Below are 26,218 nucleotides of genomic sequence, written 5' to 3'. Positions count from 1 at the left end.
CATGCATCCGATCCTCGACCGCGTCACCGCCGCCTACCGCCCCCTGGCCGGGCGCAACCGCCTGGTCGAAGGGCCGCATTGGCTGCCACCCGCTTCCGTCGGGGGACCGCGGTGGCGCATGACCCTGCTGGCGCTGGTCGCCGCCCTGTCCGGACGGCGGCCATGAACGGTCATACCGTGTTCGAACTGCGCCAGTACACCCTGCGCCCGGGCCAGTGCGAACGCCTGGTGGCGTTGTTCGAGCGCGAGTTCGTCGAATCGCAGGAGGCGCTTGGCATGGGCCTGCCGGGGCAGTTCCGCGACCTCGACGACCCGGAGCGCTTCGTCTGGCTGCGCAGTTTCCCGGACATGACCACGCGCGCCGCCGCGCTGGCGGCGTTCTACGACGGCCCGGTCTGGCGCACGCATCGCGAGGCGGCCAACGCCACCATGCTCGATTCGGACGACGTGCTGTTGTTGCGGCCCACGCAGCCCTTCGCGCTGGAGGGCCTGTCCCGTCCGGTGGCGGGCGAACGCGCGCCGGCCGGCCTGCTCACCGCAACGATCTGCCCGGCGCCGTCCGTCGACCTGGCGGCGCTGGCCCGGGGCTTCGACGCAAAGGTGCGACCGGTGCTCGAGCGCCTGGGCGTGACCGTGCTGGCGCAGTTCATCACCGAGCCGGCGCGCAACACCTTTCCACGCCTGCCGGTACGCGAGGGCGAGAGTGTTTTCGTCTGGTTTGCGTCGTTCGCCGACGCCCACGCGCAGGCCCGGTACGAAGCGGCCGCCACAGCGGAACCGGTCGTCGTCGCCTGGACCCAACGCCTGGACGCCGTGCCCGAGACCCTGCGCCTGGCGCCCACGCCGCGTTCGCTGCTGCGCGGCGCATCATCGTCCATCAATCGACCGCGGGAGCACGCATGAACCGGACCTACCACGGCAGTTGCCATTGCGGCGCGGTGCGCTTCGCCGCCGACATCGACCTTTCGGCCGGCACCGGCCGCTGCAACTGCTCGATCTGCAGCAAGACGCGCCGCTGGAGTGCGATGGTCCGGCCGGACGCCTTCCGCCTGCTGGAGGGCGAAGCGGCGCTGGCCGACTACCAGTTCGGCACCCACAGCATCCACTACCGCTTCTGCCGGCATTGCGGCGTGCAGCCCTTCGGCACCGGTCACCTTGAAGAGCTGGGCGGCGACTTCGTCAGCGTCAACGTGGCCTGCCTGGACGACGCCAGCCCGCAGGAACTGGCCGAAGCGCCGGTGCGCTACTTCGACGGGCGCCACGACAACTGGATGAACCCACCGGCCGTGACCGCTTACCTCTAGGGAGCACATGCGATGTTCGATCACCTGGGCCTTCCCGTCACCGACCTGGAACACGCGCGCCGCTTCTACGAACAGGCACTGCAGCCGCTCGGCATCGAGGTGGTCAAGAGCTTCCCCGACGCGGTGGGACTGGCTGCCGGCCGGGGCCGCAAGGGCGAGCAGGAACTCTGGCTGACCCGCGCCGACCACGCGCCGTCGCCGCTGCACATCGCCTTCGCCGCCGCCAACCGCGCGCAGGTCGACGCCTTCCATCGCGCCGCACTCGCGGCCGGTGGACGCGACAACGGTGCACCCGGACTGCGCCCGCAATACCACGACGGCTACTACGGAGCGTTCGTGACCGGCCCGGACGGGCACAACCTGGAGGCGGTCTGCCATCTGCCGCCGGAGAGCACGCAATGAACCCACCGAAAGTCACCTTCTTCCACGCGCCGCAGTCGCGCTCGCGCGGCACGCTGGCCCTGTTCGAGGAACTGGGCGTCGACTACGACCTGCACCTGCTGGATCTCAAGGCCGGCACGCAGCGCGACCCCGATTACCTGGCGCTCAACCCGCTGGGCAAGGTGCCGGCCATCCGCCACGCCGACGCGATGGTGACCGAGCAGCCGGCGGTGATGATGTACCTGGCCGACCTCTACCCGGAGAAAGGGCTGGCGCCGGCCATGGGTGATCCGCTGCGCGGGCCGTACCTGCGCTGGATGGTGTTCTACGGTTCCTGCTTCGAGCCGGCGCTGGTCGATCACTCCATGCAGCGCGATCCGGCGCCGCATGCGACCTCGCCCTACGGCACCTGGCAGGAAGTGCTGGACGCCATCGTCAACCAGCTCACGCCCGGGCCCTGGCTGCTCGGCGAGCGCTTCACTGCCGCCGATGTGCTGTGGGGCACCGCGCTGCACTGGACCACGATGTTCAAGCTGGTGCCCGACACGCCGCCGGTGCGCGAATACATCGACCGCGTGCGCGCGCGTCCGGCGATGCAACGGGCGGAAGCCAAGGATGCCGAGTTCCTCGCCCGGCAGGCCTAGCACCGGGCCCCGCTCCTGCTCCCTCTCCCCCGGCGCCGCCGGGGGAGAGGGTTGGAGAGAAGGGGGGCTCTTGCTTGGCTTGTTCGTCAGGTCGACAGCGAAAGGCCTCCCCCTCTCCCAGCCTTCTCACCCGGCGGCGCCGGGGGAGGGGGCTCAGGGCGCGGCGAGCCCCCGATGCCTCGCGGCAGGCTGGCCCACATGCCAAGCCTCGGCGATCATGCGCGCATGCGCCGCGCCGATCGCCTGTTCCTCATCATCCACGCCCTGCGCGGTCGTCGCACCGCGCTGCAGGCGCGTTCGCTGGCCGAGACGCTGGGCGTGTCGCTGCGCACGGTCTATCGCGACGTCGCCGACCTGCAGCTCTCGGGCGTGCCGATCGAAGGCGAGGCGGGCGTGGGCTACGTGCTGCGCAAGGGCGCGGACATCCCGCCGCTGATGTTCACCGCCGAAGAGCTCGAATCGCTGGTGGTCGGCACACGCTTCGTACGCGCTTTCGCCGGCGAGCGCCTGGCCGAGGGCGCGCAGGCGGCGCTGATGAAGATCGAGGCGGTGCTGCCGCCGGAACTGCGCGAGCGCGCCGCGCGCACGCGCATCTACGCGCCGGTGTGGCGCGACGAATACAGCACGGCCTTCGCCGCGCGCATCGACCGCCTGCACGCGGCGATCGAGGGGCAACGGGTGTTGCGGCTTGTCTACCGCGACGAAGCCGGCCAGGCGAGCACGCGCGACGTTGAACCGCTGTGCCTGGCGTTCTGGGGCGGCAAGTGGACGCTGGGCACCTGGTGCCGGCTGCGTTGCGCATTCCGCAACTTCCGCCCGGACCGGATCGACCGGTTCGACGAAACCGGCGAGCGTTTCGCGATGGGCGAGGGGCGCAACCTCGACGCCTACCTGGACGCCATGCGCGGCTACTACGCCGGCGTGTAGCGACGATACGTTGCAGGAGCGCTCCTGCAGACGACCAACATCCCGCGCTTCTTTGCGATGATCAGCGCATCCCCCCGCAAGGAGCCTGTCGATGAACCACCTGCTGGGCGGCCTGCTGGCCGCGGGCCTGTTGCTCGCTCCGGCCGTGCACGCCAACGACACGGACGACCGCTTCAAGGCGATCTACACCCACGAATGGGCCTGGCGCACCGGGCAGGGCGACATCAGCGCCTCGGGCGAGCCACAGCCGAACAACGGCCGGCTGGACAACGTCGACGCGGCCAGCCAGCAACAGCGGCTGGAACAGTGGCAGCAGGTGCTGGCGAAGCTCGATGCGCTCGATGCGAGCCAGCTCTCGCCCGCCAACCAGGTCAACTACGCCATCTACCACGCGCAGATCGCCAACCTGCTGGCCGACCAGCGCTTCAAGACCTGGCAGATGCCGTTCAACAGCGACTCGGCCTTCTGGAGCGACATCGGCTACGAGCTGGACGCCGATCACCTGCGCACCGCCGACGACTACCGCCGCTACCTCGACCGCCTGGCGCAGATTCCCGCCTACTTCGACCAGCAGATTGCCAACATGCGGCTGGGCCTCAAGCGCGGCTTCTCGGTGCCGCGCGCGGTGCTGGATGGGCGCGATGCGTCGATCGCCGCCGTGGCCGAGCTCAAGGACCCCACCGCGAGCAGCTTCTACGAGCCGTTCAAGCACCTGCCCGACGCGATCCCGGCCGACCAGGCGCAGGCACTGCAGGGCGAGGCACTGCGGCGCATCCGCGATGAGGTGATCCCGGCCTACGCCACGCTGCTGACCTTCTTCCGCCAGACCTACGTGCCGCGCTCGCGCACCACGCTCGCGGCCGAGGCGCTGCCGGACGGCAAGGCGTTCTACCGCCAGCAGATCCGCGAGTACACGACGCTGGACCTGGATCCCGACGCGATCCACAAGATCGGCCTGGAGCAGGTGGCGAAGATCCACGCACAGATGCTCCAGACCATGAAGGAGAGCGGCTTCAAGGGCGACTTCCCCGCCTTCCTCCATTTCCTGCGCACCGATCCGCAGTTCTACGCCAGGACCCCCGAGGAACTGCTGCAACGCACCGCCTGGGTGGCCAAGGAAGTGGACGGCCAGATGAGCCGCTTCTTCGGCCACCTGCCGCGCGCGCGCTTCGCCATCGTGCCGGTGCCGGCGGACATCGCGCCGTATTACACCTCCGGCCGCGGCGGCGCGGACGCCTACCTGGTCAATACCTACGACCTGCCCTCGCGCCCGCTGTTCAACATGCCGGCGCTGACCCTGCACGAGTCCTATCCCGGCCACGCGCTGCAGCTGGAGCTGGCCGCCGAGCAGCAAGGCCAGCCCGAGTTCCGCCGGCAGGGCTACATCTCCGCCTACGGCGAGGGCTGGGGCCTGTACTCGGAGTACCTGGGCAACGAGATGGGCATCTACGACACGCCCTACCAGCGCTTCGGCTACCTCACCTACCAGATGTGGCGCGCTTGCCGGCTGGTGGTCGACACCGGCATCCACCACCTGGGCTGGACGCGGAGCCAGGCCATTGACTACCTCACCCGGAACACTGCGCTTTCGGCGCGCGAGATTGCCAACGAGGTGGACCGATATATCAGCTGGCCGGGGCAGGCGCTGTCTTACGAGCTGGGCTACCTGACGATCCGGCAGTTGCGCGGCAAGGCCGAGCACGCGCTGGGCGCCAAGTTCGACCTGCGCCATTTCCACGACACGGTGTTGCAGCTCGGTTCGGTGCCGTTGCCGGTGCTGGAAAAGCGCATCGACCGCTTCATCGCCGACGGCGGTCCCGAGCCGGACTACGGCTGCGACTGCAAGTAACCTCAGGTCCGGTTTTGCGATGGGCGTAGGGAAAATGGTCGGCTCAGGCCCGCCCTAGGCGAGGCAGTTCCCTGTAGGAGCGCACTTGGGCGCGACCGCCAAGCGTCCGGGTCGCGCCCAAAGTGCGCTCCTACAGTCGGCAATTTGCGAGTGACTGCACAAATGGAGTAAATTAAGCGCGAACTCCAAAAGGAGAGTCGCGCATGCTGGCCCATCCCCGTCCCGAACAGGCTCCAGCCGGTGACCTTGGCGGCCCCGCGCTGCGTTCCTTCTTCCGCCTGGCCGAGCACTGGAAGCTGCGCATCGCTGAACAGCGGCGCCTGCTCGGCGAACCGGCCGAATCGACGTTCTTCAAGTGGAAGCGCGACCAGGACGGCAACCCCGGTCGCGACGTGATCGAGCGGATCAGCTACCTGCTGGGCATCTGGAAGTCGCTGCAGATCCTGTTCCCCGACCCGGCCCAGGCCGATGCCTGGTTGCGCAAGCCGAACCAGGCGTCGCTGTTCGGCGGGCACTCGGCGCTCGAACGCATGCTCTCGGGGAACGTGGGCGACCTCTACGTAGTGCGCCAGTACCTGGACGCGCAGCGCGGCTGAGGCCGAGACACCGGTCGCGCCCGGCGAGACCCCGGGCTGCCATGCTTTGGCTGCTCCCCCTGCGGGCAGGGGGCTGGGAGGGGTCGTCCACGCGGCGATACAGCCCATGAATACCTCTCCATCCGCCCTGACACGTCCGGGCGGCTGCGATCCGGAGCCGATGATGTCCACCGACCTGCCGCCCCTCAAGCGCATCCGCTGGAGCCATGCTTACCGCATCGTGCCCAGCCGTTTCCCGCCGGTGGGCGTGTTCGACCGCATCGCTGACCCGGCCGACCTGGATGCATTGTTCGCGATCGAGGCGATGACCAACCCGCGCCTGCGCGAGGAGGCCGGGGCGCTGAAGCTGGTGCCGCGCGACCGGCGCATCAGCGGGCCCGGCAGTACGCCGGTGATGGCCGCCTTTACCCACCTCAACCCGGAAGGCAGCCGCTTCTCCGACGGCACTTGGGGGGTGTTCTACGCCGCGCACAGCATGGCCACGGCGGTGGAGGAAACCGTCTACCACCGCGAGCGCTTCCTGGCCGCCACCAACGAGCCGGCCTGCGAGGTGGAGATGCGCTGCTACCGCACCAGCATCGACTGCAAGCTGCACGATCTTCGCGGCGGCTGGCCGGCTGCGCATGACCCGCGCGACTACGCCGCCAGCGTGGCGTTGGCGCGCACGCTGCGCGCGGCCGGCTCCGACGGCATCGTCTACGACAGCGCGCGCCACGCGGGGGGCGAGTGCGTGGCCGCGTTCTTCCCGGATGTGGTCGCGCCCTGCGTGCAGGCGCAGCACTTCATCTACCGCTGGGACGGCACGCGCATCGCGCAGGTGCTCGAAGTGAGCGAACTCAAGCGCCCGTAGCACGCGCAAGCTTGAGCCCGCCAACGCGACCTTGATCACCGCTGTCCTAGGGTCGGGGTGGTTCGCACGCGGAAATGGCATGTTCGATCCCCGCAGTTCCCCGTCCGGCGGCGAAGCTGCCGAATTCGTCGAATGGCAGAGCGAGATTTCCGCGTTTGCTGCCATCGACCGGTTGAATCCCGCGCCGCCCGATGCGGTGCTGTTCGTGGGCAGCTCCTCGATCCGACTGTGGCACACGCTGGCTGCAGACTTTCCGGACGTGCCCACGATCAACCGCGGCTTCGGCGGTTCGGAAATCGCCGACAGCGTGTATTTCGCCGAGCAGCTGATCAAGCCTTACCGGCCACGCGCCATCGTGATGTACGCCGGCGGCAACGACCTGGCCGACGGCAAGTCGCCCGGACAGGTGCGCGATGCCTTCGGCGCGTTCGTCACCCAGGCACGGCGCTGGGCGAGCGAGGTGCCGTTCGCCTACCTCTCGATCAAGCCCAATCTCTCGCGGCGCCGGCAGCTGCCGCAGATCCGCCAGGCCAACGCATTGATCCGCACTTGCGCGCAAGAGCGCGGTGTGGATTACCTGGACGTCCACACGCCCATGCTGGGCGCCGACGGCGAGGCCGACCCGCGCTGGTTCGATGACGACGGACTGCACCTCAACGCCGCGGGTTACGCGTTGTGGACCGGCGTAGTGCGCGACTGGCTGTCGAAGCGGGGCCTGTCGTAGGAGCGCCCTTGGGCGCGACCGCGATGCCCAGCGTTGCGTCGCGGGCGGATGGCGGTCGCGCCCGAGGGTGCTCCTGCAGGGAATCGGTGACGTGCGACGGACGGGCGAAGCGGGGCCTGTTGTAGGAGCGCCCTTGGGCGCGACCGCGATGCCCAGCGTTGCGTCGCGGGCGAGGATGGCGGCGGCCCCCGAGGGCGCTCTGCAAGCGGGCTCAGGTATCGGCGTTGGTGGCAAATCCTTCGTGGCTGCCGTAGTGGAACACGCGGTCAGCGTCCTCCAGCACGTCGGCGGCCGCGTGCGGGGTCTTCTCGCGCAGGCGCGCGTAGATCGGAGTGAAGTCCGGCGTAGTCGCCTCGAACAGCTGCTCGAAGCTGTCGATCACGAAGTAGCTCTGCTGGTAGGTATCGATGCGGTAGCGCGTGTTCATCACGCGCTCCAGGTCGAAGCCGATGCGGTTGGGTGCGTCCGCGTCCAGGCTGTAGATCGACTCGCCCTTGGAGCTGACGATGCCTGCGCCGTAGATGCGCATGCCTTCGCGCGTGTCGATCAGGCCGAACTCCACCGTGTACCAGTACAGGCGCGTGAGGTTCATCAGCGCCTCGGGGCCGATCGCATGCGCCTTCATGCCGCCGCGGCCGTAGGCCTGCATGTAGTCGGCGAACACCGGGTTGAGCAGCAGCGGCACGTGGCCGAACAGGTCATGGAACAGATCCGGCTCGGACAGGTAGTCGAGCTGTTCGGGCTTGCGGATCCACCAGCTCACCGGGAAGCGGCGGTTGGCCAGATGGTCGAAGAACACCTCGTCCGGCAGCAGCCCTTCGACCGCGACCAGCTCCCAGCCGGTGGCCTTGGCCAGCACCTGGTTGATGTCGGGAAACTTCGGAATGCCGCCATCACCGAGGCCGAACTTCTTCACGCCATCGAGGAATTCCTGGCAGGCGCGCCCCGGCAACATCTCGCACTGGCGCGCGAACAACGTGTCCCACACCTCGTGGTCGGTGCGGCTGTAGCTCGACCAGGGCTGCTCGACCACGCCGGTGGCGTAGACCGGAACGTAGCCGCGGTCGGTCTGCTGGTGTTCGACTTTGCGGGGCGTGGCGGTTTCCATGGCGACTCCGGCAGTTTCTGGCGCGCTGCGCTTTCGTTCCTCAAGAATACGCTGCGTGCTCCGCACGAAGGTTGCGTTTGTTGTGAATCAGCCGTAATCGTGCGCAGTATTCTTGCGCGGTAAGCGCAAAACGCGGAGCAAACTGCCATGCCCAAGCTCGATCGCACCGACCTGCGCGTGCTCGCCGTACTGCAGGCGGAGGGACGCATCACCAATGCCGAGCTGGCCGAGCGCGTGAGCCTGTCGCCCTCGGCCTGCCTGCGGCGCCTGCAGCGGCTGGAGGCCGAGGGCATCGTCACCGGCTATGCCGCACAGATCGACCCGCAGGCCGTCGGGCTGGGCCTGCAGGCGTTCGTACGGGTGCAGCTGGCGCGGCACGAGGCGGGCGCTATCGAGCGCTTCGTCGAAAAGGTGGAGGGCTGGGAGGAAGTGGTCGCCTGCCACGCGCTCACCGGCGACATGGATTACCTGCTGCACGTGTACGTGGCCGACCTGCCGCACTTCTCGCGCTTCCTGCTCGACCGGCTGCTCAACGACGCCGGCGTGGCCGACGCCAATTCGAGCTTCGTGCTGCGCACCGTCAAGCGCTCGCCGTCGCTGCCGCTCGGACAGCTGGAAGGCTGACCGCGGGACGGATCCCCCCACGAAGGCCCCGGGTGTGTCTGGCCCGTGGCGAGTGACGCTAAACTAACCGGCTCATGGATACCGCACCGACTCCCGCCAGCGACCCCTGGCGCCCACTGCGCTACCTGTGGCGGGTGCCGCTGCTGCTGCTGCACATCCTGCTGGGCATCCTGCTGTGCGCGGGCATCCTGAGCTGGAACCGGCACAGGGTCATGGTTGACGGCCGCGAGCCGTTCGCGCACCGCATGATCCGCTGGTGGTCGACCATGCTGATGCGCATCTTCGGCCTGCGCTCGGTGCGCATCGGCAAGCCGCTGCCCGACCCGGTGCTGTTCGTCGCCAACCACACCTCGTGGATCGACATCGAGCTGCTGCACAGCCAGCGGGCGGCCTGTTTCGTGGCCAAGGCCGAGATCGCGCGCTGGCCGCTGGTCGGCTGGATGGCGGCGACCGGCGGCACCATCTTTCACCGGCGCGGTAGCAACCATTCGCTGGCGGCGGTGATGCAGGCGATGGTCGAGCGGCTGCGTGGCGGCCGGTCGGTGGCGGTGTTCCCCGAGGGCGGCACCGGCCACAACGGCGTGCTCAAGGTATTCCACGCGCGCATCTTCCAGGCGGCGCTGGATGCGCAGGTGCCGGTGCAGCCGGTCGCCTTGCGCTTCGCGCGCAATGGCAAGCGGGTGGTCGACGCCGGCTTCCGCGAGGGCGAGAACTTCATGGGCAACCTGCTGCGCATGCTGGGCGAGGCGCCGCTCGATGCCGAAGTGCATTTCCTCACCCCCGTGCCGGCCATGCCCGACGCGCGCCGACGCATGGCCGAGCTTTCGCGCGAGCGCATCGGCGTCGCCCTGGAAGACGCCCACGCATGAGCGACCTGCCGCGCGGAAAGGATTTCCGTCCCCCCTGGCCGCTCACCAGCGGTCATCTCCAGACCATGCTCTCGTCCAGCGGCGTCCGCCGCCTGCTGTTGCCGCAGAGTGCACGCGAGGTGCTCGAGGGCGCCGAGCCGGTGCTGGTCGACGGCGGCGAGGGCGTGCGGCTGACTGGCGCCTTCACCGCGCAGCGCACGGGCAACGCGTCGCGCGGCCTGGCGGTGCTGTTCCACGGCTGGGAAGGCAGCGTCGATTCGACCTACGTGCTGCAGACCGGCAGCCGCCTGCTGCGCGACGGCTGGGACGTGTTCCGGCTCAACTTCCGCGACCACGGCGCGAGCCACCACCTCAACGAGGCGCTGTTCCACTCCTGCCGCATCGACGAGGTGGTGCACGCGCTGGGCGACATCGTGCGCCGCTGGCCGCGGCCGGTGACCGCGCTGGCCGGGTTCTCGCTGGGCGGCAACTTCGCGCTGCGCGCGGCGCTGCGTGCGCCGCAAGCCGGGATCGGGCTGGATTACGCACTGGCGGTGTGCCCGATCATCGATCCCGCCGAAGGCCTGTTCTCGCTGGAAAAGAGCGCGCCCTGGTTCTACCAGGCGTACTTCATGCGCAAGTGGCGACAGTCGCTGAAGGCCAAGCAGCAGGCGTTCCCGCAGCGCCAGTATTTCGAGCTGGCCGAGCTGAAACAGAGCCTGCGCGGGCTGACCGAGGCGCTGGTGCTCAGGCACACCGACTTCAAGTCGCTCGAGGCCTATCTGGACGGCTATTCGGTGGCGCGCGACGCGCTGGCCGGGCTGGGCATCCCGGCCACGATCCTCACCGCGCGCGACGATCCGGTGATCCCGGTGGGCGCGTTCGAGCAGCTGCAACTGCCGCCGAACATCGAGCTGGACATCGCCGAGTACGGCGGGCACTGCGGCTTCATCCGCGGCGCCGACATGGTGAGCTTCACCGACGAGTACATCGCGGCGCGCTTCAAAGCGATGCTCAAGTAGGTGGGCTTTAGCCCACCGCCCCCGCTACGGGAAACATCCGTGGTGGGCTGAAGCCCACCCTGCTTACTTCGCGAACAGCCGCGCGGGGTCGGCGAAGGCCTTGAACTCCAGCGCGTTGCCGCACGGATCGAGCAGGAACATGGTGGCCTGTTCGCCCGGCTGGCCACGGAAGCGGATGTGCGGCTCGACCACGAAGCGGGTGCCGGCCGCGCGCAGCCGGTCGGCCAGCGCCTGCCAGGTGTCCATCGGCAGCACCAGGCCGAAGTGGCCTACCGGTACGGCGTCGCCGTCGACGTCGTGCGCGGCCACGCCGCGCGCTTCCTCCGGCGCCAGGTGCGACGATCTGGTGGCCGTGGAAGTCGAAGTCGACCCAGTCGTCGCTGGAACGCCCTTCCGGGCAGCCGAGCAGGCCGCCGTAAAAGGCGCGCGCGTTCGCCAGCGAGGTGACCGGAAAGGCGAGGTGGAAGGGTGGGAGCGCGGCCATGGTCGATCTCGCGAAAGGCAGGTCCGCCAGCATGGGCGGCGCCACGTCGGCGAGCAATGCCGCCGTTCACGCCGCCGGGGTCGGCCAGGCGCCATGCTGGTCACCCGCTCCGCCGCCCGGTGACCGCATGCCCGCGATGCACCCGCCCACGCGCAGGATCCCCGCATGGGCATGACGCCGATCCTCGCCGCCTGCCTGGGCGGTGCCGCCGGTGCCACCGCCACGGCGCTGGGCACAGTGCCGGCGCTGTTCGCCAGGAACATCGACCAGCGCACCCAGGACACCATGTTCGGCTTCGGCGCCGGGGTCATGCTGGCGGCCAGCGCCTTTTCGCTGGCGCTGCCGGGCATCCAGGAGGCGGAGCGGCAGGGCCAGGGACCGTGGGTCGCGGGCGCGCTGGTCGGCGTGGCGATCCTGATCGGTGCGGCCGCGCTGGTGCTGCTCGAGCGTGTGTTGCCGCATGAGCATTTCATCAAGGGGCCCGAAGGGCATCCCTCGCTGCGGCTAAAGCGTGCCTGGCTGTTCGTGTTCGCCATCTGCCTGCACAACCTGCCCGAGGGCCTGGCGATCGGCGTGGGCTTCGGACCGGGCGTGGCGCACGGCGTGGCGCTGGCCACCGGCATCGCCATCCAGGACCTGCCCGAAGGGCTGGTGGTGGCAATCGCGCTGATGGCCGCCGGCTACGGGCGGCGCTGGGCGGTGTCAGTCGGCATGGCCTCGGGCCTGATCGAACCGGTCGGCGCGCTGGTCGGCGCCGGCGTGGTGATCGACTACCCCATGCTGCTGCCGGTGGGCCTGGGCTTTGCCGCCGGCGCGATGCTCTTCGTGGTGAGCCACGAGATCATTCCCGAATCGCACCGGCAGGGGCACGAGCACTTCGCCACCGGCGGACTGATGGTGGGGTTCGTGCTGATGATGCTGCTCGATACCGCATTCGGTTGACGCACGAGGCCAGCGCGCCCCCCTCCGCCCTTCGGCTCAGGTCTGGACGCTCGCAAGATCCTTCCCCCGCGCGCGGGGGAAGGTGCCCGAAGGGCGGATGGGGGAAGTCTTGCGGGGTACCCACTAATGGCGGGTGCCCTGCGACTGGCCACCACTTCGGCCAAGATCGGCACCGGTCTCCGGATTGATCGACGGATTGGAGCGCGTGCGCTGGGCCATCTGCATCAGCACCTCGCGCTGCTTGTCGTTCATCGCCACCTCGGGCAGGCCGCTGCCGCCGTCCATCGCCAGCATCTTTTCGCGGTCGCTGACGAACTGGAAGTTGTCGTCGCTGTTCCACGGCCCGCGCATGTCGCCTTCGCCCTGGGAGGTGTTGACGTACACGTTGGCGAATTCCGGCTTGCCCGGCAGCTTGCCTGGCGGGAAGTTCGGCTGGATCGCGTACAGCGCCTTCTCGAACGACTGCTGGTGGGCGATCTCGCGGGTCATCAGGAAGCCCAGCGCGTCACGCACGCCCTGGTCGGCGGTGACGTTGATCAGGCGCTCGTAGATGATCTTGGCGCGCGCCTCGGCTGCGATGTTCGAGCGCAGGTCGGCGGTCGGCTCGCCGATCGAGTCGATGTAACCGGCCGTCCACAACTGGCCGCCGGAGTTGGTCAGTGCCGGGCCGCCACCGTAGAGCACCTGGGTGACGTGCGAGTCGTTGCCGGCGCCCTGCAGCTCGCGGAACATCTGCGCCTGTTCTTCGGCGCCTTCGGCGAGCTTGCCCTTGGCGCCCTTGTTGAGCATGCCGACGATCGTGCCGATGACTTCCAGGTGGCTGAGCTCCTCGGTGGCGATGTCCAGCAGCATGTCCTTGCGGCCGGCGTCGTCCTCGGCCAGGGCCTGGGTGAAGTAGCGCATCGCCGCGGCGAGCTCGCCCTGCGGGCCGCCGAACTGTTCGAGCATGAGGTTGGCGAGCGCCGGATTGCATTCGGAAACCCGCACCGTGTACTGCAGGCGTTTGTTGTGAGCGAACATGATGGGTCCTTGTCGTCTGCGAAAGGGAGACGACCGGCACGGAGCACCGGCCGCGAGGGGTCCCGGAGGGCGGCAAGAACCGTGCCCTCGCGCATGACCCGGGTTACGGGAGCCGTCGGCCCGCGGCAGCGCAAGATTTGCGTCCGGCTGCAAGATTTGCAGTCCCGTAGAGGGCTCTCTCTCGCCGCGGAGAGGGAGCGGGTTTGTGCTGTTCGTGGGGTTGGGCGAGGCGTCACGCTCTGAAGCCCTCTCCCCTCCGGGTCGAGGGTTTGGGTGAGGGGTCGGGGCTCGCGGGGGAGGACGTTTGAAGCCATGCCCTGGAGCTGGTTCATCGCTAGAGCGGCCCCTCACCCCAGCCCTCTCCCCGGTGGGGAGAGTGAGCGGGTTGCCGGTGTGCGTGGGGGCCCGACGAGGCGTCACGCTCTGAAGCCCTCTCCCCTCCGGGGAGGGGGTTTGGGTGAGGGGTCGGGGCTCGCGGGGAGGACGTTTGAAGCCGTGCCCTGGAGCTGGTTCATCGCTAGAGCGGCGCCTCACCCCAGCCCTCTCCCCGGTGGGGAGAGTGAGCGGGTTGCCGGTGTGCGTGGGGGCCCGACTAGGCGTCACGCTCTGAAGCCCTCTTCCCTCCGGGGAGAGGGCGCCGGTTCGTGGTGTACGTTGGGGTTCGGCGAGGCGTCACTCTCCCCTCATCGGGGAGGAAGGAAGCGGATCGCGATCAGTCGGCCGGAACGCACCGCTCCCGCGCCCATTCGCGCAACGTCTGCACCTGTTCGCGCATCAGCACGGACAACGGCCGCGTCTGCTCCAGTGCGCGGCACAGGGCGGCCTGGTCCGGCGCCGTACCGCTGCCGGCGGTGTCGTACATCGCGCTGACGATGGCCTGCTCGATCTCGGCACCGGAGAAACCTTCGCTCGCGGTCGCCAGGGCCGGCAGGTCGAAGGCCGCCGGGTCGAGCTTGCGCCGCTTCAGGTGCAGCGCGAACACCGCCGCGCGTGCCGCGGGCGAGGGCAGGTCGACGAAGAAGATCTCGTCGAAGCGCCCCTTGCGCAGCAGCTCGGCGGGCAACTGGTCGACGGCGTTGGCGGTGGCGACCACGAATACCTTGGTCTTGCGTTCGGCCATCCAGGTGAGCAGGTAGCCGAGCACGCGGCGCGACACGCCGCCGTCTTCGCTGCCGCCGCTGGCCAGCCCCTTCTCGATCTCGTCGATCCACAGCACGCAGGGCGCGAGCAGCTCCACGCTGGCCAGTGCCTCGCGCAGGTTCTTTTCGGTTTCGCCCTGGTACTTGTCGTACAGCGTGCCGAAATCCAGCCGCACCAGCGGTACGCCGAAACCGCCGGCGGTGGCCTTGGCCGCCAGGCTCTTGCCACAGCCCTGCACCCCCAGCAGCAGCACGCCCTTGGGCGGATCGAGCGCCGGCTGCGGGTCGAGGAACACCGCGCGGCGCCGCTCGATCCAGGCGTTGAGCCGCGACACGCCGGCGACGTCGGCGAAGCTCGCGGTGGCGTATTCGTAGTGCAGCAGGCCGGAGCGGTTGAGCAGGTCGAACTTCGAGCGCATCAGGTCCGGCAGGTCGGCGGCACCCAGCGCGCCGTCGTTGTAGATCAGCTTGCGCACGATGCGCCGCGCGTCGGGGCCGGACAGGCCAACCAGGTTGCGCACCAGCGTGCGCGCGGCATCGCCGTCGACCTCCAGCCGGCGACCCTGCTCGCGCTGCCACGCCGCCGCTTCGCCGCGCAATATCCCGGCCAGCTCCTTGATGTCCGGCAGCGCCAGTGGCACGCGCAGGGCCAGGGCTTCCAGCGCCGGTGGCAGCTCGATCTTCGCCCCGACCAGCACGAGGGTGTGCGCGGCGCTGCGCTGTCGCTGCACGATCTCGCGCAGCTGGCGCAGGCTCATCGCATAGCCCAGCAGCGGATGGAAATCGAACAGCAGGTAGACGCCGCGCTCCCCGGCGGCGCGGATCGCGTCCAGTGTCGCATCGGCATCCGACGCGATCTCCTGGCCGGCCGGCTGGGCGAAGTCCAGGCGGCGCAGTCCATCGGTCAGCGTCCAGCGCCAGAGCGGCCGCAACGACTGCGCGATGACGTGGCGGAAGCACTCGATCACGCGTTGCTCGTCCACCGTCTCGATCACCAGCAACGGCGTAGCCGCGCGGACCAGGGTGGCCAGGTCGTCCAGTTCGCTCATGTATCCCCCTCGTGAGGCCGATACGGTAGCAGGGGCCGCGGCGGACACCCATCCCGACCGGCCGCATCCTTCCCCGCTTCACGGCGCCGGCGTTACGCTGACCTTTCCGCCTGCCAAGGAGAGCCGTCATGCGTCTGCTGCCCGTGCTGCTGCTGGCCCTGTCCGCCGCGCCCGCGTGGGCCGCTCCGGCGCTGGAACGGCTGACCCTGCCCAAGGGTTTCCACATCGCCGTCTATGCCGATCAGGTCCCGCAGGCGCGCGAACTGGCGCTGGGCACCCGGGGCACCGTGTTCGTCGGTTCGATGGATGCCGGCAAGGTCTACGCACTGACCGACGCCGACCACGACGGTCGTGCGGAGAAGGTGCGGGTGATCGCCAGCGGCCTGCAGTTGCCGGTCGGCGTGGCCTTCCACAAGGGCGACCTGTACGTCTCGGCAGTGAGCCGCATCCTGGTGCTGCGCGACATCGAGAACCACCTGGACAATCCACCCAGGCCCGAACGGGTCTACGGCAAGTTCCCCGCCGAGACGCACCACGGCTGGAAGTTCATTGCCTTCGGCCCCGACGGCAAGTTGTACGTGCCCATCGGCGCGCCGTGCAACCTGTGCGACAAGGACAAGAACTACGCCAAGCTGACCCGCATGAATCCCGATGGTACCGGCCTCACGGACGTCGCCTACGGCATCCGCAACACGGTCGGTTTCGATTGGCGGCCGTCCACCGGCAAGCTGTGGTTCACCGACAACGGCCGCGATCTGCTTGGCGACGATGTGCCCAGCGACGAGCTCAACCGCGTCGACCACGTGGGCCAGCATTTCGGCTATCCGTATTGCCATCAGGGCGACATCGCCGATCCGGAGTTCGGCAAGGGCCACCCGTGCAAGGACTACGCGCCGCCGGTGCTCAAGCTGGGCGCGCACGTCGCTTCGCTGGGTCTTCGGTTCTACACCGGCAAGCAGTTCCCGGCGCGCTACCGGGGCGCACTCTTCATCGCCGAACACGGCTCGTGGAACCGCACGAAGAAGTCCGGCTATCGCGTGATGGTGGTGCGGCTGGAGGGCGACAAGGTGGCGTCCTACGAGCCCTTCATCACCGGCTTCGAAAAGGACGAGCAGGCCTGGGGCCGACCGGTGGATGTACAGCCGTTGCCCGACGGCAGTTTGCTGGTGAGCGATGACACGGCTGGCGCCGTGTATCGCGTGACGTACGGGCGCTGACTCGCTCCCTCTCCGCCGTCATTGATCGAACAGGGGGGGAGAGGGGCCGCATTTCGACCAGAGGAGAAGGTCCATGCAACTACGCAGCAACGATTTCCAGGACGGCCAGCCGATCCCGTCCACGTGCGCTTTTGGCAAGCCGGGCGACCCGATCGCGCTGTCCGACAACCGCAACCCGCACCTGGCCTGGCGCGATGCCCCGCCGGACACGCGCTCGTTCGTGCTCACGTGCATCGATGGCGACGCCCCCAGCCGCGGTGACGACGTCAACAAGCAAGGCCGCAGCGTGAGCGCCGACCTGCCGCGCACCGATTTCGTGCACTGGCTGATCGCCGACATTCCGGCCGAATGCGGTGAATTCGGCAACGGGTCGTGCAGTGACGGCGTCACCCCGCACGGCAAGCGCGCACCGACCGGACCGGCCGGCAGCCACCAGGGCGAGAACGACTACAGCGGCTGGTTTGCCGCCGACCCCGAGATGGCCGGCACCTACCTCGGCTACGACGGCCCGTGCCCGCCCTGGAACGACGCGCGCGTGCACCGCTACCGCTTCGAACTGCACGCGCTGGACGTCCCCAGCCTCGGCCTCTCGTCCGGCTTCAGCCGCGACCAGCTGCGCCAGGCGATGGACGGCCACGTGCTGGCCAGCGCCGCACTGACCGGCACCTACGCGATCAACCCGGACGCGAAGTGAACGAAGGGCGCACTGGCACGCGCCTCTTCACGTGCAGATGGCGACCCCTGTGGATGAATGAGACCCATCGGGCCTTGCAGGCCGGCCCAGGAAGGGGATCGTCTCTTAACCCATGAGGAAGCCGTCATGCTGCATTACGCCATCGTCTTTCTGGTCATCGCGATCATCGCTGCGATCCTCGGTTTCGGCGGCATCGCCGGCGCGGCCGCGGGCATCGCTAAAATCCTGTTCGTCATCTTTCTGATCCTGGCGATCATCGCCTTCTTCCGCCGCGCCAGTTGAGCGGCGGTGCCGTCACCTTCCACCGGGAGAACGCCATGAACCCGACCCAGAGCTCATCCACCCCGCGCGACCCCGGCCTGAACCCGGCCGTGCCGAATCCGGCCATGGCCGCTTCGGACGCGACCGATCTGTCCGACACCGACATGCCCGGCGCCCACAACCGCATCGACCAGGGTGCCGAGCGCGTCAAGCAGGCCACTTCCGATGCGGTGGCGCGTACCAAGCAGGCGGTCAACAACACGGCCGACAAGGTCGAGGCGGGCGTGCACCGCGCCACCGACAAGACCGCCAGCGCCGCGCACCGGGCCAGCGACAAGGCGGCGGACCTGAGCGAGCGTGGCCGCCAGATGCGCGACGAGACCATGGACAAGGCCGAGCTCTGGATGGAACAGGCCCGAGAGTACGTTCGCGAGAAACCGATGCAGTCGATTGCCATCGCGGTCGGGGCCGGCTGGCTGCTCGGCCGCATCCTGCGCCGCTGACGCTTCCGACCGACGAGTGCCAGGGATGCCAGAGGCCGAACAAGTCACCACCGACGACGGTGCCGCCGAGGCGGCGCCGCCATCGGGCGTGCTCGCCGAACTGACCGGTCTGGGCCGTGCGATCAAGGAACTGTTCGGCGCCCAACTGGAACTGCTGTCGGCCGAAGTCGGCCTCGCGCGCAGCGCGCTCTCGTGGATGTTGCTGGCCGGGCTGGCCGCCACCGTCGCCGGCGTCGGGCTGGGCCTCACCTTGCTGGCGCTGGTCGGCGTGCTGCTGGCCAAGTGGTTCGCGTCCTGGGTCTGGGCGCTGGTGGCGCTGTCCGTGCTGCAGCTGGTCTTCATGCTCGCGGCGATCCTGTTCTTCCGCCGCTGCATGCACTGGATGAGTCTTCCCGCCACGCGTACCGAATGGGGTGCGATGATGCGCGAAACGCGGGCCCGGGCCCGCCGCCGGGTGGAAGGGGAGGACGCGGCATGAGCATCTTTGGCGAACGCGCGAGGGTACTCGCGGCGCAGCGGCGGGTGCGCGAGGCGCGCCACGCGGTCACGCGTCCTGCTTCGGCGCTGCTGGCGCGGGGCGAGCGCCATCCGTTCGTGATTCTGGGTACCGCGGCGGCGGGGGGCTTCCTGCTCGGGCACTCCCACGCCAAGCCGCTGCACCTGCCGGGCATGAACCACCTGTTCGGGGCACTGCTGAGCGAGGCCACGACTATCGGCGCGAGCTTCCTGGCCGCGCACACCGCCGCGCAGAACGTCACCGAGGACGCATGAACGGCCCCGACTCCGTGGTCGCGCCGGCTGCGGCCGACGCGGCGGCGACCGTGCCGCCGCCGATCGCCGGCTCGCCCCAGTTGCGCTTCGCGCGCAGCCTGCGCCGCCATCTGCTGGCGGTACGCGTGGTGCTCAACGCGCTGTTGGTGCTGGCATTGCTGTACACCGTCACGGTCGCCCGCGTGCTGCTGATTCCGCTGGTGCTGGCCGCCTTCATCGGACTGGCGCTCAACCCGATCGTCGCTTCCGGCGCCCGCCATCGCTTGCCGCGGTGGCTGACCGCCAGCGTGCTGGTGCTCGCGCTGCTGACCGGGCTGGGCGCCGGCGTCGGCGCATTGGCGCAGCCGGCGCTGGGCTGGTTCCACGGCGCGCCGGCAGCGATCCGCAGCTTCGTGCCCAAGCTGCGCAGCGTCACCAAGCCGCTGGAAGCGGCCAACCGGGCGACCCAGACGCTGGTCGGCGGACCGCTGCGCACCACTGCGGCGCCCTCCTCGACCATGGCGATATCGGCCTGGGATGTGGTCTCCACCGCGCCCAAGGTGCTGGCCGCGGTACTCACCGTGGTGCTGCTGGTGTTCTTCTTCCTGGTCTACGGCGATTCGCTGCTGCGCAGACTGGTGGAGATCTCGCCCGGCTTCGCCTACAAGCGGCACGCGGTGGAGATCGTGCGCAGCATCCAGATCGAAGTCTCGCGCTACCTGCTCACCGCGCTGGCGATCAACGCCACCCTCGGTGCGCTGACCACGCTGATGCTGTGGCTGTACGACATGCCCGACCCGTTGCTGTGGGGCGTGGTGGCGATGACCGCCAACTTCATTCCCTACGTGGGCGCGATCACCACCACCATCGTGCTCGCACTGGTCGGCATGATCCACGCGCACGACATCGGGCCGGCGCTGCTGCCGGCGCTCACCTTCGCCGGCATCACCGCGATCGAGGGCAACCTGATCACGCCGATGATCCAGGGCCACCGCATGCGGCTGTCGCCGATCGCGATCCTGATCTGGCTGCTGGTGTGGGGCTGGCTGTGGGGCATCCCCGGCGCGTTGCTGGCGGTGCCGATGCTCACCAGCGCCAAGCTGATCACCGAGCGCGTGCGGGGGTGGGGCTGGTTCGCGGTGATGGTGCAGCGCTAGCGGCGAACGGCCTTTTGCAGGAGCCCGCTTGCGGGCGATGCTTTTCTGCAAGGCAACCAAGAGCATCGCCCGCAAGCGGGCTCCTACCGTGGGCCAGCGTCAGCGATCGATCCCGTGCGCCTTCAGCACCGCGCCGATGTCCACGCGCCACACGTTGCGCGAGCCGTTGAGCGGACTTTCCAGGCGTTGCTGCAGCGAGTGCGCGTCGTCGCGCGCCTTGGGAAAGTGCACCTCGTCGGCACGGTTGCTCGACACGTACAGCTCGCCGAAGCGGCGGCCCAGCGAAGGTGCATTCTCCAGGCTGTCGCTGTTGACCTCGCCGCCCAGGTGCTCCGGCTTGCCCCAGCGCCCGTCCGGCTGGCGGAAGGCGATGTAGATGTCGGCGCGGCCCAGTGCGTCGCCCTCGTCGCCGGCGAACAGGATGAAACGCTGGCGCGGATCGATGGCCGGATCCATGCGGTTGCGCGCGGGGTCGCCCAGCGCGACGCGCTCGGGTAGCGTCAGGCCGTGCGCGGTCTGGCGTGCGACATAAATCTGGTACGCGCGGCCGGAATCGGTGCGGTGCGCGGAAAAATACACGTCCCCATTGGCCGCGACGGAGGGGTTGTAGATCATCGCGCCGTCGTTGAGCGCGCCCTCGACGTGCACCGGTTCACCCCAGCGGCCATCGGCCTGGCGCTCGACGTACCACAGATGCTTCCCGGGAAGGTGTGCCCGGCCATCTGTGCCATCACCGGCGCGGCGCCCGGCCGCGGCGGGCGGTTGGAAACGAAGTACAGGCGCTTGCCGTCGGGCGAGACGCTCGGCTCGGAGTCGTGCCACTGGCCGGAGAAGCTGGCCACCTCGGGCGTCGACCAGTGCCCGCCCTGGCGATGGGAGACCAGGATGGTGTCGTCCTTCTCGCCGAAGTCCGAGCGCATGAAGTAGACCGTGTCACCGTTGGGCGAGAACGTTGCCGAGGTTTCCTGCAGGCCAGTGGAAATCACGCCGGGGGCGAGCAGTTCGGCGGCGGCGGCGGTGGTACAGGCCAGGGCGAGCGCCATGGCGCAGGCGAAGCGATGCGGGTTCATGGGTCTTCCTCGTGGGGGGAAGGCGCCGCAGGGGTGTCACTCGCGCATCGCGCGGTGCGGCGCCATGAAGCGGCAGTGTGTTGAGCACGCCAGCCCGCGCAACAGTGCCTGAAGACCTGCTTCGCATGGCGGGCGGGCGGTGAAGAGAAGGCGTTGCCGTTGGGCGCGCCTGTCGGCAGGCCGCCATGACGGCGTGCGCCGTCATGGCGGGGCCGGCCGGGTCAGGGCGTGGCGGCGAGCGCCGTGCAACGCGCGTCGGCGCAGGCCTGCCAGCCGCCGCCGAGCGCCTTGTACAGCGCGATGGCCTCAAGGTTGATGCCGGCCTCGGCCTCGGCGAGCTGGTCCTCGGCCGCAAGCTGCGTGCGTTGCGCGTCGAGCAGTTCCAGGTAGTCGATGGCACCGGCGTCATAGCGGATCTTCGCCAGCTTCGCGGCACGCTCGCTCTGGTCGGCCTGCTCGAACAGGTGCTGCACGCGCACGCGCTGCTGGTTGTAGCCGACCAGCGCGTTGTCGACGTCTTCCAGCGCGCGCAGCACCGTGCGCTGGTAGTTGGCCAGGGCGCCGTCTGCGCGGGCTTCGCTCGCCTTCACGCCAGAACGCACGCGCTGCGCGTTCAGGCCCGACCAGCTGATGCTGGGCGCGATCGACCAGGCGCGCGTGGCCGGGCTGCCGAAGTCGTTGCTGCGCCCGGCCAGGAAGCCGAGGAAGCCGCCCAGCCGGATGTGCGGGAACCAGTCCGCCTTGGCCACGCCGATGCGTGCGTTGGCGGCGGCCAGTTCGCGCTCGGCGATGCGGATGTCCGGGCGCCGCCTGAGCACGTCGTCGGCGTTGCCGATCGGCAGGGTGGTATCGATCGGGGTGAAGTGCGCGCTCGAGAGGTCGACGTCCAGACTGCCGGGCCTTTCGCCCAGCAGCACGGCAAGGCGGAAGCTGTCCGCCTGCGCCCGCGAGGTGAGCACCGGGAGTGTCGCCTCGACGCCGGCCAGGCGTGCGCGGGCGCTGGCGACGTCCTGCTCGGAACCGGTGCCCAGCGCGGCGCGGCTTTCGATCAGCTCCAGCGCCTCGCGCTGGTTGGCGACGTCCCGCTGCGCCACTTCGATGCGTAGCTGAGTGCCGCGCAGGTCGAAGTAGTTGCGCGCGACCTCGGCGAACAGCGTCACCTGCGCATCCTGCAGCGAGGCCGCCGCGGCCTCGCTCTCGGCGCGCGCGGCCTCGACCTGGCGGCGCACACCGCCGAACAGGTCCAGCTCCCAGCTGGCGTCAAAGCCAGCCTGGTAGGTGGTCGTGGTGGTGCGCTGCTCGCTGAAGCCCGGCGTCTGGCCACGGCTGCGCGTGTAGCTGGCGCCGGTTTCGATGTCCGGCCATTGCTCGGAACGCGCGCTGCCGAGCAGCGCCCGCGCTTCGTTCAGATGCGCCAGTGCGATCTTCAGGTCCGGTGCGCTCTTGGCGGCGCGGGTGATCAGGCTGTCGAGCGTGGGATCGTTGAACTGCTTCCACCAGTCGGCCTGGAAGTCGGCGTTCGACTGGCGCGCGGTGTCCACGCCCTGCAGTGCGACCGGCTGCTCGACCGGCTGGCGGTAGTCGGGGCCGACGTTGATGCAGCCGGCGAGCAGTGCGGCCATGGCCACAACCAGAATGCGGAGCGAAGTTTTTGCTCCCTCTCCCCTGCGGGGAGAGGGTTGGGGTGAGGGGGCGGGGCTCGCGGGGGAGTTGATCAGAGCCAGCTCTGATGCAGGGCCGTCGCTAGAGCGGCCCCCAGCCCTCTCCCCCATTTTTGACAACAGCCGGGGGAGAGGGAGCAGGTGTTTCGTAACGTGTGACATATCAATGCTCCTCGATCGCGACCGGCAGCGCCGCATGGCGGGCGGCACGCCTGGCCGCCGCACGCTCGCTCCAGCCGCGCACGATCACGTAGAACAGGGGGGTGAACAGCAGGCCGAAGAAGGTCACGCCCAACATGCCGGAGAACACCGCCACGCCCATCGCGTGGCGCATCTCGGCACCGGCGCCGTGCGAGGTCACCAGCGGCACCACGCCCATGATGAAAGCGAAGCTGGTCATCAGGATCGGGCGCAGTCGCAGCCGTGCCGCTTCCAGCACCGCCTGCCAGCGGTCCAGCCCTTCGTGGATCTGCGCCTCGCGCGCGAACTCCACGATCAGGATGGCGTTCTTGCAGGCCAGGCCCACCAGCACGATCAGGCCGATCTGGGTGAAGATGTTGTTGTCGCCACCGGACAGCCACACGCCGGCGATGGCGGACAACAGCACCATCGGCACGATCAGGATCACCGCCAGCGGCAGGGTCAGGCTCTCGTACAGCGAGGCCAGCACCAGGAACACCAAGAGCACGCACAGCGGGAATACCAGCACCGCGGTGTTGCCGGCGAGGATCTGCTGGTAGGTGAGCTCGGTCCACTCGAAGCTCATGCCGTTGGGCAGGTTGTCGCGGGCCAGCTTCTCCATCGCTGCCTGCGCCTGGCCCGAGCTGTAGCCCGGCGCCGGGCCGCCGTTGATCTCGGCGGTCGGGTAGCCGTTGTAGTGCTGCACGCGGTCCGGGCCGACGCCCTGGTGCACCTGCACGAACGAACCCAGCGGCACCGCTTCGCCCGCGGCATTGCGCGTCTTCAGCCGCAGGATGTCCTCCGGCTCGCGACGGAAGCCCGGCTCGGCCGAGACGTTGACCTGGTAGGTGCGACCGAAGCGGTTGAAGTCGTTGACGTACAGCGAGCCCATGTAGGCCTGCATGGTCTGGTAGACGTCCGCCAGGTTCACGCCCTCGGCCTTGGCCTTCTCGCGGTCCACCTCGGCGTCGATCTGCGGCACGCTCACCTGGTAGCTGGAGAACAGCCCGGCCAGCGCCGGCGTCTTCTGGCTCTGCGCGATCAGGTTCTGGGTCTGCTTGAACAGCTCCTCGAAGCCTTGGTCGGAGCGGTCTTCGATCTGGATGCGGAAACCGCCGATCGTGCCCAGGCCCATCACCGGCGGCGGCGGGAATACCGCGATGTAGGCGTCCTGGATCGCGGCGTACTTCTGGTTGAGCGCGCCGGCGATCGCGCCGGCCGAGAGCGATGGGTCGGTGCGCTCCTCGAACGGCTTCAGGGTCACGAACACGATTCCCGAGTTCGGCGAGTTGGTGAACCCGTTGATCGACAGGCCCGGGAACGCCACCGCGCTTTCCACGCCCGGCTGCTTCAGCGCGATATCGCTCATGCGGCGGATCACATCCTCGGAGCGATCAAGCGAGGCGGCATCCGGCAACTGCGCGAACGACACCAAGTACTGCTTGTCCTGCGAGGGCACGAAGCCGGCCGGCACGTGGATGAAGCCGAACACGCCCAGCGCCACCAGCGCGCCGTAGATCACCAGCGCCGGCGCGCCCTTACCGAGCACGCGGCGCACGCCGCCGACGTAGCGGTCCGCGCCGCTGACGAACATCCGGTTGAACGGGCGGAACAGCCAGCCGAAACCGCGCTCGAGCAGGAGGCTGAAGCGGTCCTTCGGCGCGCCGCGTTCCTTCAGCAGCAGCGCCGAGAGCGCCGGGCTCAGGGTCAGCGAGTTGAATGCCGAGATCACCGTGGAGATGGCGATGGTCAGCGCGAACTGGCGGTAGAACTCGCCGGTCAGGCCGCTGATGAAGGCCGCCGGGATGAACACCGCGCACAGCACCAGCGCCGTGGCCACGATCGGCCCGGTCACTTCGGTCATCGCGCGTCGCGTGGCTTCCTTCGGCTTGAGGCCATGCTCGATATGGCGCTCGACGTTCTCCACCACCACGATCGCGTCATCGACCACGATGCCGATCGCCAGCACCAGGCCGAAAAGGCTCAAGGCGTTGAGCGAGAAGCCGGCCAGGTACATGACCGCGAAGGTGCCCACCAGCGACACCGGCACCGCCACCAGCGGGATGATCGAGGCGCGCCAGGTCTGCAGGAACAGGATCACCACCAGCACGACCAGCGCGATTGCCTCGAACAGCGTGTGCACCACCGCCTCGATCGAACCGCGCACGAACACGGTCGGGTCATAGACGATCTTGTAGTCCACGCCCTGCGGGAAGTCGGCCTTCAGCTGCGCCATGGTGGCGCGCACTTCGTCGGAGATCTGGATCGCGTTGGAACCGGGACGGGCGAAGATCGGCATCGCCACCGCCGGCTTGTTGTCGAGCAGGCTGCGCAGCGCGTAATTGTTCGAACCCAGTTCGACGCGTGCCACGTCGCGCAGGTGCGTGACCGCGCCGTCCTTCGTCATGCGCAGCACGATGTTGGCGAAGTCGTCCTCGCTGACCAGGCGGCCGCGGGTGTTGATGTTGAGCTGGAAGGCCGCGCCGTTGGGCGCCGGCGGCGCGTTGAGCGAGCCGGCGGCCACGTCCACGTTCTGCTCGCGGATCGCGTTGACCACGTCACCGGTGGTCAGCCCGCGCATGGCGAGCTTCTCCGGATTCAGCCACACCCGCATCGAGTACTCGCCGGCGCCGAACAGCTGCACATCGCCGATGCCGTCCAGGCGCGCGAGCTGATCCTTGATGTGCAGCCGCGCGTAGTTGGACAGGTACAGCATGTCGTAGCGCTGGTCGGGCGAGATCAGGTGCACGACCATGGTCAGATCCGGCGAGCTCTTCTGCGTGGTCACGCCGAGCCGCTGCACCTCCTCCGGAAGCCGCGGCAGCGCCTGCGCCACGCGGTTCTGCACCTGCACCTGGGCGTTGTCCAGGTCCGTGCCGAGCGCGAAGGTCACCGTCAGCGTCATCGCGCCGTCGCTGGTGGCCTGCGAGGCGGTGTAGAGCATGCCTTCGACGCCGTTGATCTGTTCCTCCAGCGGCGTGGCGACGGTGGCGGCGATCACCTTGGGGTTGGCGCCGGGATAGGTCGCGCGCACGACCACGGTCGGCGGCACCACTTCCGGGTATTCGCCGATCGGCAGCTTGAACAGCGAGATCGCACCGGCGATCACGATCAGCACCGACAGCACGCCGGCGAGGATCGGCCGCTCCACGAAATATTGGGCGAGTTTCATGACGATTCCTGGATCTGTCGTTTGTAGGAGCGCCCTTGGGCG

General features: G+C 69.0%; 29 protein-coding genes. 21 read left to right on the top strand and 8 right to left on the bottom strand.

Annotated elements, in window-relative coordinates; translation table 11 throughout:
* The first annotated feature begins 1 nt into the window (after nt 1).
* The 10 genes from ACFWZ3_RS10965 (at nt 2) to ACFWZ3_RS10920 (ending at nt 7,275) form a co-directional block, all read left to right on the top strand.
* Nucleotides 2-166 (top strand): hypothetical protein, encoded by a 165-nt coding sequence (locus ACFWZ3_RS10965; RefSeq protein WP_439707772.1) that lies wholly within the window; start codon nt 2-4, stop codon nt 164-166.
* Complete coding sequence (locus ACFWZ3_RS10960; RefSeq protein WP_439707771.1) at nt 163-903, top strand: NIPSNAP family protein; 741 nt, start codon at nt 163-165, stop codon at nt 901-903. Before ACFWZ3_RS10965 ends, ACFWZ3_RS10960 begins: the two co-directional genes overlap by 4 nt.
* A complete protein-coding gene (locus tag ACFWZ3_RS10955) occupies nt 900-1,304 on the top strand; it encodes a GFA family protein (RefSeq protein WP_439707770.1) in 405 nt (134 codons plus the stop codon). The genes ACFWZ3_RS10960 and ACFWZ3_RS10955 overlap by 4 nt, the downstream gene beginning before the upstream one ends.
* A 12-nt stretch (nt 1,305-1,316) precedes the next feature.
* Nucleotides 1,317-1,706, top strand: coding sequence for a VOC family protein (locus ACFWZ3_RS10950; RefSeq protein WP_439707769.1), 390 nt, complete (start codon nt 1,317-1,319; stop codon nt 1,704-1,706).
* Nucleotides 1,703-2,329 (top strand): glutathione S-transferase family protein, encoded by a 627-nt coding sequence (locus tag ACFWZ3_RS10945; protein ID WP_439707768.1) that lies wholly within the window; start codon nt 1,703-1,705, stop codon nt 2,327-2,329. The genes ACFWZ3_RS10950 and ACFWZ3_RS10945 overlap by 4 nt, the downstream gene beginning before the upstream one ends.
* Before the next feature lie 225 nt (nt 2,330-2,554).
* A complete protein-coding gene (locus tag ACFWZ3_RS10940) occupies nt 2,555-3,256 on the top strand; it encodes a helix-turn-helix transcriptional regulator (protein ID WP_439707877.1) in 702 nt (233 codons plus the stop codon).
* A gap of 91 nt (nt 3,257-3,347) precedes the next feature.
* Entirely contained in the window at nt 3,348-5,105 is a 1,758-nt protein-coding gene (locus tag ACFWZ3_RS10935; protein WP_439707767.1) for a DUF885 domain-containing protein, read from the top strand.
* Between the two features lie 203 nt (nt 5,106-5,308).
* The gene (locus tag ACFWZ3_RS10930) at nt 5,309-5,701 is read left to right on the top strand and encodes an MbcA/ParS/Xre antitoxin family protein (RefSeq protein WP_439707766.1); all 393 of its coding nucleotides are present in this window, start codon (nt 5,309-5,311) and stop codon (nt 5,699-5,701) included.
* Nucleotides 5,702-5,864: 163 nt separating this feature from the next.
* Complete coding sequence (locus tag ACFWZ3_RS10925; protein ID WP_439707765.1) at nt 5,865-6,551, top strand: RES family NAD+ phosphorylase; 687 nt, start codon at nt 5,865-5,867, stop codon at nt 6,549-6,551.
* Between the two features lie 79 nt (nt 6,552-6,630).
* Nucleotides 6,631-7,275, top strand: coding sequence for a GDSL-type esterase/lipase family protein (locus ACFWZ3_RS10920; protein WP_439707764.1), 645 nt, complete (start codon nt 6,631-6,633; stop codon nt 7,273-7,275).
* Between the two features lie 211 nt (nt 7,276-7,486).
* Here the strand turns inward: ACFWZ3_RS10920 and phhA are convergent, their stop codons facing one another.
* Nucleotides 7,487-8,383, bottom strand: a complete 897-nt coding sequence (phhA, locus tag ACFWZ3_RS10915) for a phenylalanine 4-monooxygenase (RefSeq protein ID WP_439707763.1) — start codon at nt 8,381-8,383, stop codon at nt 7,487-7,489.
* Between the two features lie 147 nt (nt 8,384-8,530).
* Here phhA and ACFWZ3_RS10910 point away from each other — a divergent pair, with 147 nt between their 5' ends.
* The 3 genes from ACFWZ3_RS10910 to ACFWZ3_RS10900 all read left to right on the top strand — a co-directional run bounded on the left by ACFWZ3_RS10910 (nt 8,531) and on the right by ACFWZ3_RS10900 (nt 10,877).
* Nucleotides 8,531-9,007: an Lrp/AsnC family transcriptional regulator gene (locus tag ACFWZ3_RS10910; RefSeq protein WP_439707762.1), complete on the top strand. Its 477-nt coding sequence runs from the start codon at nt 8,531-8,533 to the stop codon at nt 9,005-9,007.
* A 74-nt stretch (nt 9,008-9,081) separates the two neighbouring features.
* Nucleotides 9,082-9,876 (top strand): lysophospholipid acyltransferase family protein, encoded by a 795-nt coding sequence (locus ACFWZ3_RS10905; RefSeq protein ID WP_439707761.1) that lies wholly within the window; start codon nt 9,082-9,084, stop codon nt 9,874-9,876.
* A complete protein-coding gene (locus tag ACFWZ3_RS10900) occupies nt 9,873-10,877 on the top strand; it encodes a YheT family hydrolase (RefSeq protein ID WP_439707760.1) in 1,005 nt (334 codons plus the stop codon). The genes ACFWZ3_RS10905 and ACFWZ3_RS10900 overlap by 4 nt, the downstream gene beginning before the upstream one ends.
* Before the next feature lie 63 nt (nt 10,878-10,940).
* Here ACFWZ3_RS10900 and ACFWZ3_RS10895 read toward each other — a convergent pair whose 3' ends face one another.
* A complete protein-coding gene (locus ACFWZ3_RS10895; protein WP_439707759.1) occupies nt 10,941-11,186 on the bottom strand; it encodes a VOC family protein in 246 nt (81 codons plus the stop codon).
* 340 nt (nt 11,187-11,526) lie between these two features.
* Between ACFWZ3_RS10895 and ACFWZ3_RS10890 the strand changes: the two genes are divergently transcribed.
* Entirely contained in the window at nt 11,527-12,303 is a 777-nt protein-coding gene (locus ACFWZ3_RS10890; RefSeq protein WP_439707758.1) for a ZIP family metal transporter, read from the top strand.
* Between the two features lie 123 nt (nt 12,304-12,426).
* On the opposite strand, the gene ACFWZ3_RS10885 is transcribed toward ACFWZ3_RS10890, so the two are convergent.
* Nucleotides 12,427-13,323, bottom strand: coding sequence for a manganese catalase family protein (locus ACFWZ3_RS10885; protein ID WP_439707757.1), 897 nt, complete (start codon nt 13,321-13,323; stop codon nt 12,427-12,429).
* Nucleotides 13,324-14,035: 712 nt separating this feature from the next.
* Nucleotides 14,036-15,511 carry an AAA family ATPase gene (locus tag ACFWZ3_RS10880; protein ID WP_439707756.1) on the bottom strand — a complete coding sequence of 492 codons (1,476 nt, stop codon included), beginning with the start codon at nt 15,509-15,511 and terminating at the stop codon, nt 14,036-14,038.
* Between the two features lie 128 nt (nt 15,512-15,639).
* On the opposite strand from ACFWZ3_RS10880, the gene ACFWZ3_RS10875 reads away from it, so the two are divergent.
* The 7 genes from ACFWZ3_RS10875 to ACFWZ3_RS10845 all read left to right on the top strand — a co-directional run bounded on the left by ACFWZ3_RS10875 (nt 15,640) and on the right by ACFWZ3_RS10845 (nt 20,093).
* Nucleotides 15,640-16,728, top strand: a complete 1,089-nt coding sequence (locus ACFWZ3_RS10875) for a PQQ-dependent sugar dehydrogenase (RefSeq protein WP_439707755.1) — start codon at nt 15,640-15,642, stop codon at nt 16,726-16,728.
* A gap of 73 nt (nt 16,729-16,801) precedes the next feature.
* The gene (locus ACFWZ3_RS10870) at nt 16,802-17,422 is read left to right on the top strand and encodes a YbhB/YbcL family Raf kinase inhibitor-like protein (protein ID WP_439707754.1); all 621 of its coding nucleotides are present in this window, start codon (nt 16,802-16,804) and stop codon (nt 17,420-17,422) included.
* Between the two features lie 126 nt (nt 17,423-17,548).
* On the top strand, nt 17,549-17,704 hold the full coding sequence (locus ACFWZ3_RS10865; protein ID WP_091335435.1) for a DUF1328 domain-containing protein: 156 nt from the start codon (nt 17,549-17,551) through the stop codon (nt 17,702-17,704).
* Nucleotides 17,705-17,808: 104 nt separating this feature from the next.
* Nucleotides 17,809-18,186: a DUF883 family protein gene (locus tag ACFWZ3_RS10860; protein ID WP_439707876.1), complete on the top strand. Its 378-nt coding sequence runs from the start codon at nt 17,809-17,811 to the stop codon at nt 18,184-18,186.
* A gap of 25 nt (nt 18,187-18,211) precedes the next feature.
* A complete protein-coding gene (locus tag ACFWZ3_RS10855) occupies nt 18,212-18,664 on the top strand; it encodes an ABC transporter ATP-binding protein (RefSeq protein ID WP_439707753.1) in 453 nt (150 codons plus the stop codon).
* Entirely contained in the window at nt 18,661-18,957 is a 297-nt protein-coding gene (locus ACFWZ3_RS10850; protein WP_439707752.1) for a hypothetical protein, read from the top strand. Before ACFWZ3_RS10855 ends, ACFWZ3_RS10850 begins: the two co-directional genes overlap by 4 nt.
* A complete protein-coding gene (locus tag ACFWZ3_RS10845; RefSeq protein ID WP_439707751.1) occupies nt 18,954-20,093 on the top strand; it encodes an AI-2E family transporter in 1,140 nt (379 codons plus the stop codon). The genes ACFWZ3_RS10850 and ACFWZ3_RS10845 overlap by 4 nt, the downstream gene beginning before the upstream one ends.
* A 99-nt stretch (nt 20,094-20,192) precedes the next feature.
* On the opposite strand, the gene ACFWZ3_RS10840 is transcribed toward ACFWZ3_RS10845, so the two are convergent.
* The 4 genes from ACFWZ3_RS10840 to ACFWZ3_RS10825 form a co-directional block, all read right to left on the bottom strand.
* Nucleotides 20,193-20,741: a hypothetical protein gene (locus ACFWZ3_RS10840; protein ID WP_439707750.1), complete on the bottom strand. Its 549-nt coding sequence runs from the start codon at nt 20,739-20,741 to the stop codon at nt 20,193-20,195.
* Nucleotides 20,705-21,163, bottom strand: coding sequence for a TolB family protein (locus ACFWZ3_RS10835; RefSeq protein WP_439707749.1), 459 nt, complete (start codon nt 21,161-21,163; stop codon nt 20,705-20,707). Before ACFWZ3_RS10835 ends, ACFWZ3_RS10840 begins: the two co-directional genes overlap by 37 nt.
* A gap of 221 nt (nt 21,164-21,384) precedes the next feature.
* On the bottom strand, nt 21,385-22,785 hold the full coding sequence (locus tag ACFWZ3_RS10830; RefSeq protein WP_439707748.1) for an efflux transporter outer membrane subunit: 1,401 nt from the start codon (nt 22,783-22,785) through the stop codon (nt 21,385-21,387).
* Between the two features lie 202 nt (nt 22,786-22,987).
* Nucleotides 22,988-26,176, bottom strand: coding sequence for an efflux RND transporter permease subunit (locus tag ACFWZ3_RS10825; RefSeq protein WP_439707747.1), 3,189 nt, complete (start codon nt 26,174-26,176; stop codon nt 22,988-22,990).
* Nucleotides 26,177-26,218 lie beyond the last annotated feature (42 nt).

Origin of the sequence: Frateuria sp. GZRR35, from assembly GCF_051900415.1 — a bacterium.
GTDB lineage: Bacteria > Pseudomonadota > Gammaproteobacteria > Xanthomonadales > Rhodanobacteraceae > Frateuria_A.
This window is presented reverse-complemented; position numbering and strand designations above follow the sequence as displayed.

Coding starts and splice junctions, on each gene's coding strand:
- ACFWZ3_RS10875 (WP_439707755.1), top strand. CDS start 15,640: ATGCGTCTGCTGCCCGTGCTGCTGCTGGCCCTGTCCGCCGCGCCCGCG.
- ACFWZ3_RS10855 (WP_439707753.1), top strand. CDS start 18,212: ATGCCAGAGGCCGAACAAGTCACCACCGACGACGGTGCCGCCGAGGCG.
- ACFWZ3_RS10925 (WP_439707765.1), top strand. CDS start 5,865: ATGTCCACCGACCTGCCGCCCCTCAAGCGCATCCGCTGGAGCCATGCT.
- ACFWZ3_RS10935 (WP_439707767.1), top strand. CDS start 3,348: ATGAACCACCTGCTGGGCGGCCTGCTGGCCGCGGGCCTGTTGCTCGCT.
- ACFWZ3_RS10960 (WP_439707771.1), top strand. CDS start 163: ATGAACGGTCATACCGTGTTCGAACTGCGCCAGTACACCCTGCGCCCG.
- ACFWZ3_RS10920 (WP_439707764.1), top strand. CDS start 6,631: ATGTTCGATCCCCGCAGTTCCCCGTCCGGCGGCGAAGCTGCCGAATTC.
- ACFWZ3_RS10930 (WP_439707766.1), top strand. CDS start 5,309: ATGCTGGCCCATCCCCGTCCCGAACAGGCTCCAGCCGGTGACCTTGGC.
- ACFWZ3_RS10860 (WP_439707876.1), top strand. CDS start 17,809: ATGGCCGCTTCGGACGCGACCGATCTGTCCGACACCGACATGCCCGGC.
- ACFWZ3_RS10910 (WP_439707762.1), top strand. CDS start 8,531: ATGCCCAAGCTCGATCGCACCGACCTGCGCGTGCTCGCCGTACTGCAG.
- ACFWZ3_RS10865 (WP_091335435.1), top strand. CDS start 17,549: ATGCTGCATTACGCCATCGTCTTTCTGGTCATCGCGATCATCGCTGCG.
- ACFWZ3_RS10825 (WP_439707747.1), bottom strand. CDS start 26,176: ATGAAACTCGCCCAATATTTCGTGGAGCGGCCGATCCTCGCCGGCGTG.
- ACFWZ3_RS10885 (WP_439707757.1), bottom strand. CDS start 13,323: ATGTTCGCTCACAACAAACGCCTGCAGTACACGGTGCGGGTTTCCGAA.
- ACFWZ3_RS10905 (WP_439707761.1), top strand. CDS start 9,082: ATGGATACCGCACCGACTCCCGCCAGCGACCCCTGGCGCCCACTGCGC.
- ACFWZ3_RS10900 (WP_439707760.1), top strand. CDS start 9,873: ATGAGCGACCTGCCGCGCGGAAAGGATTTCCGTCCCCCCTGGCCGCTC.
- ACFWZ3_RS10955 (WP_439707770.1), top strand. CDS start 900: ATGAACCGGACCTACCACGGCAGTTGCCATTGCGGCGCGGTGCGCTTC.
- ACFWZ3_RS10945 (WP_439707768.1), top strand. CDS start 1,703: ATGAACCCACCGAAAGTCACCTTCTTCCACGCGCCGCAGTCGCGCTCG.
- ACFWZ3_RS10940 (WP_439707877.1), top strand. CDS start 2,555: ATGCGCCGCGCCGATCGCCTGTTCCTCATCATCCACGCCCTGCGCGGT.
- phhA (WP_439707763.1), bottom strand. CDS start 8,383: ATGGAAACCGCCACGCCCCGCAAAGTCGAACACCAGCAGACCGACCGC.
- ACFWZ3_RS10850 (WP_439707752.1), top strand. CDS start 18,661: ATGAGCATCTTTGGCGAACGCGCGAGGGTACTCGCGGCGCAGCGGCGG.
- ACFWZ3_RS10965 (WP_439707772.1), top strand. CDS start 2: ATGCATCCGATCCTCGACCGCGTCACCGCCGCCTACCGCCCCCTGGCC.
- ACFWZ3_RS10835 (WP_439707749.1), bottom strand. CDS start 21,163: ATGAACCCGCATCGCTTCGCCTGCGCCATGGCGCTCGCCCTGGCCTGT.
- ACFWZ3_RS10950 (WP_439707769.1), top strand. CDS start 1,317: ATGTTCGATCACCTGGGCCTTCCCGTCACCGACCTGGAACACGCGCGC.
- ACFWZ3_RS10880 (WP_439707756.1), bottom strand. CDS start 15,511: ATGAGCGAACTGGACGACCTGGCCACCCTGGTCCGCGCGGCTACGCCG.
- ACFWZ3_RS10890 (WP_439707758.1), top strand. CDS start 11,527: ATGGGCATGACGCCGATCCTCGCCGCCTGCCTGGGCGGTGCCGCCGGT.
- ACFWZ3_RS10845 (WP_439707751.1), top strand. CDS start 18,954: ATGAACGGCCCCGACTCCGTGGTCGCGCCGGCTGCGGCCGACGCGGCG.
- ACFWZ3_RS10830 (WP_439707748.1), bottom strand. CDS start 22,785: ATGGCCGCACTGCTCGCCGGCTGCATCAACGTCGGCCCCGACTACCGC.
- ACFWZ3_RS10870 (WP_439707754.1), top strand. CDS start 16,802: ATGCAACTACGCAGCAACGATTTCCAGGACGGCCAGCCGATCCCGTCC.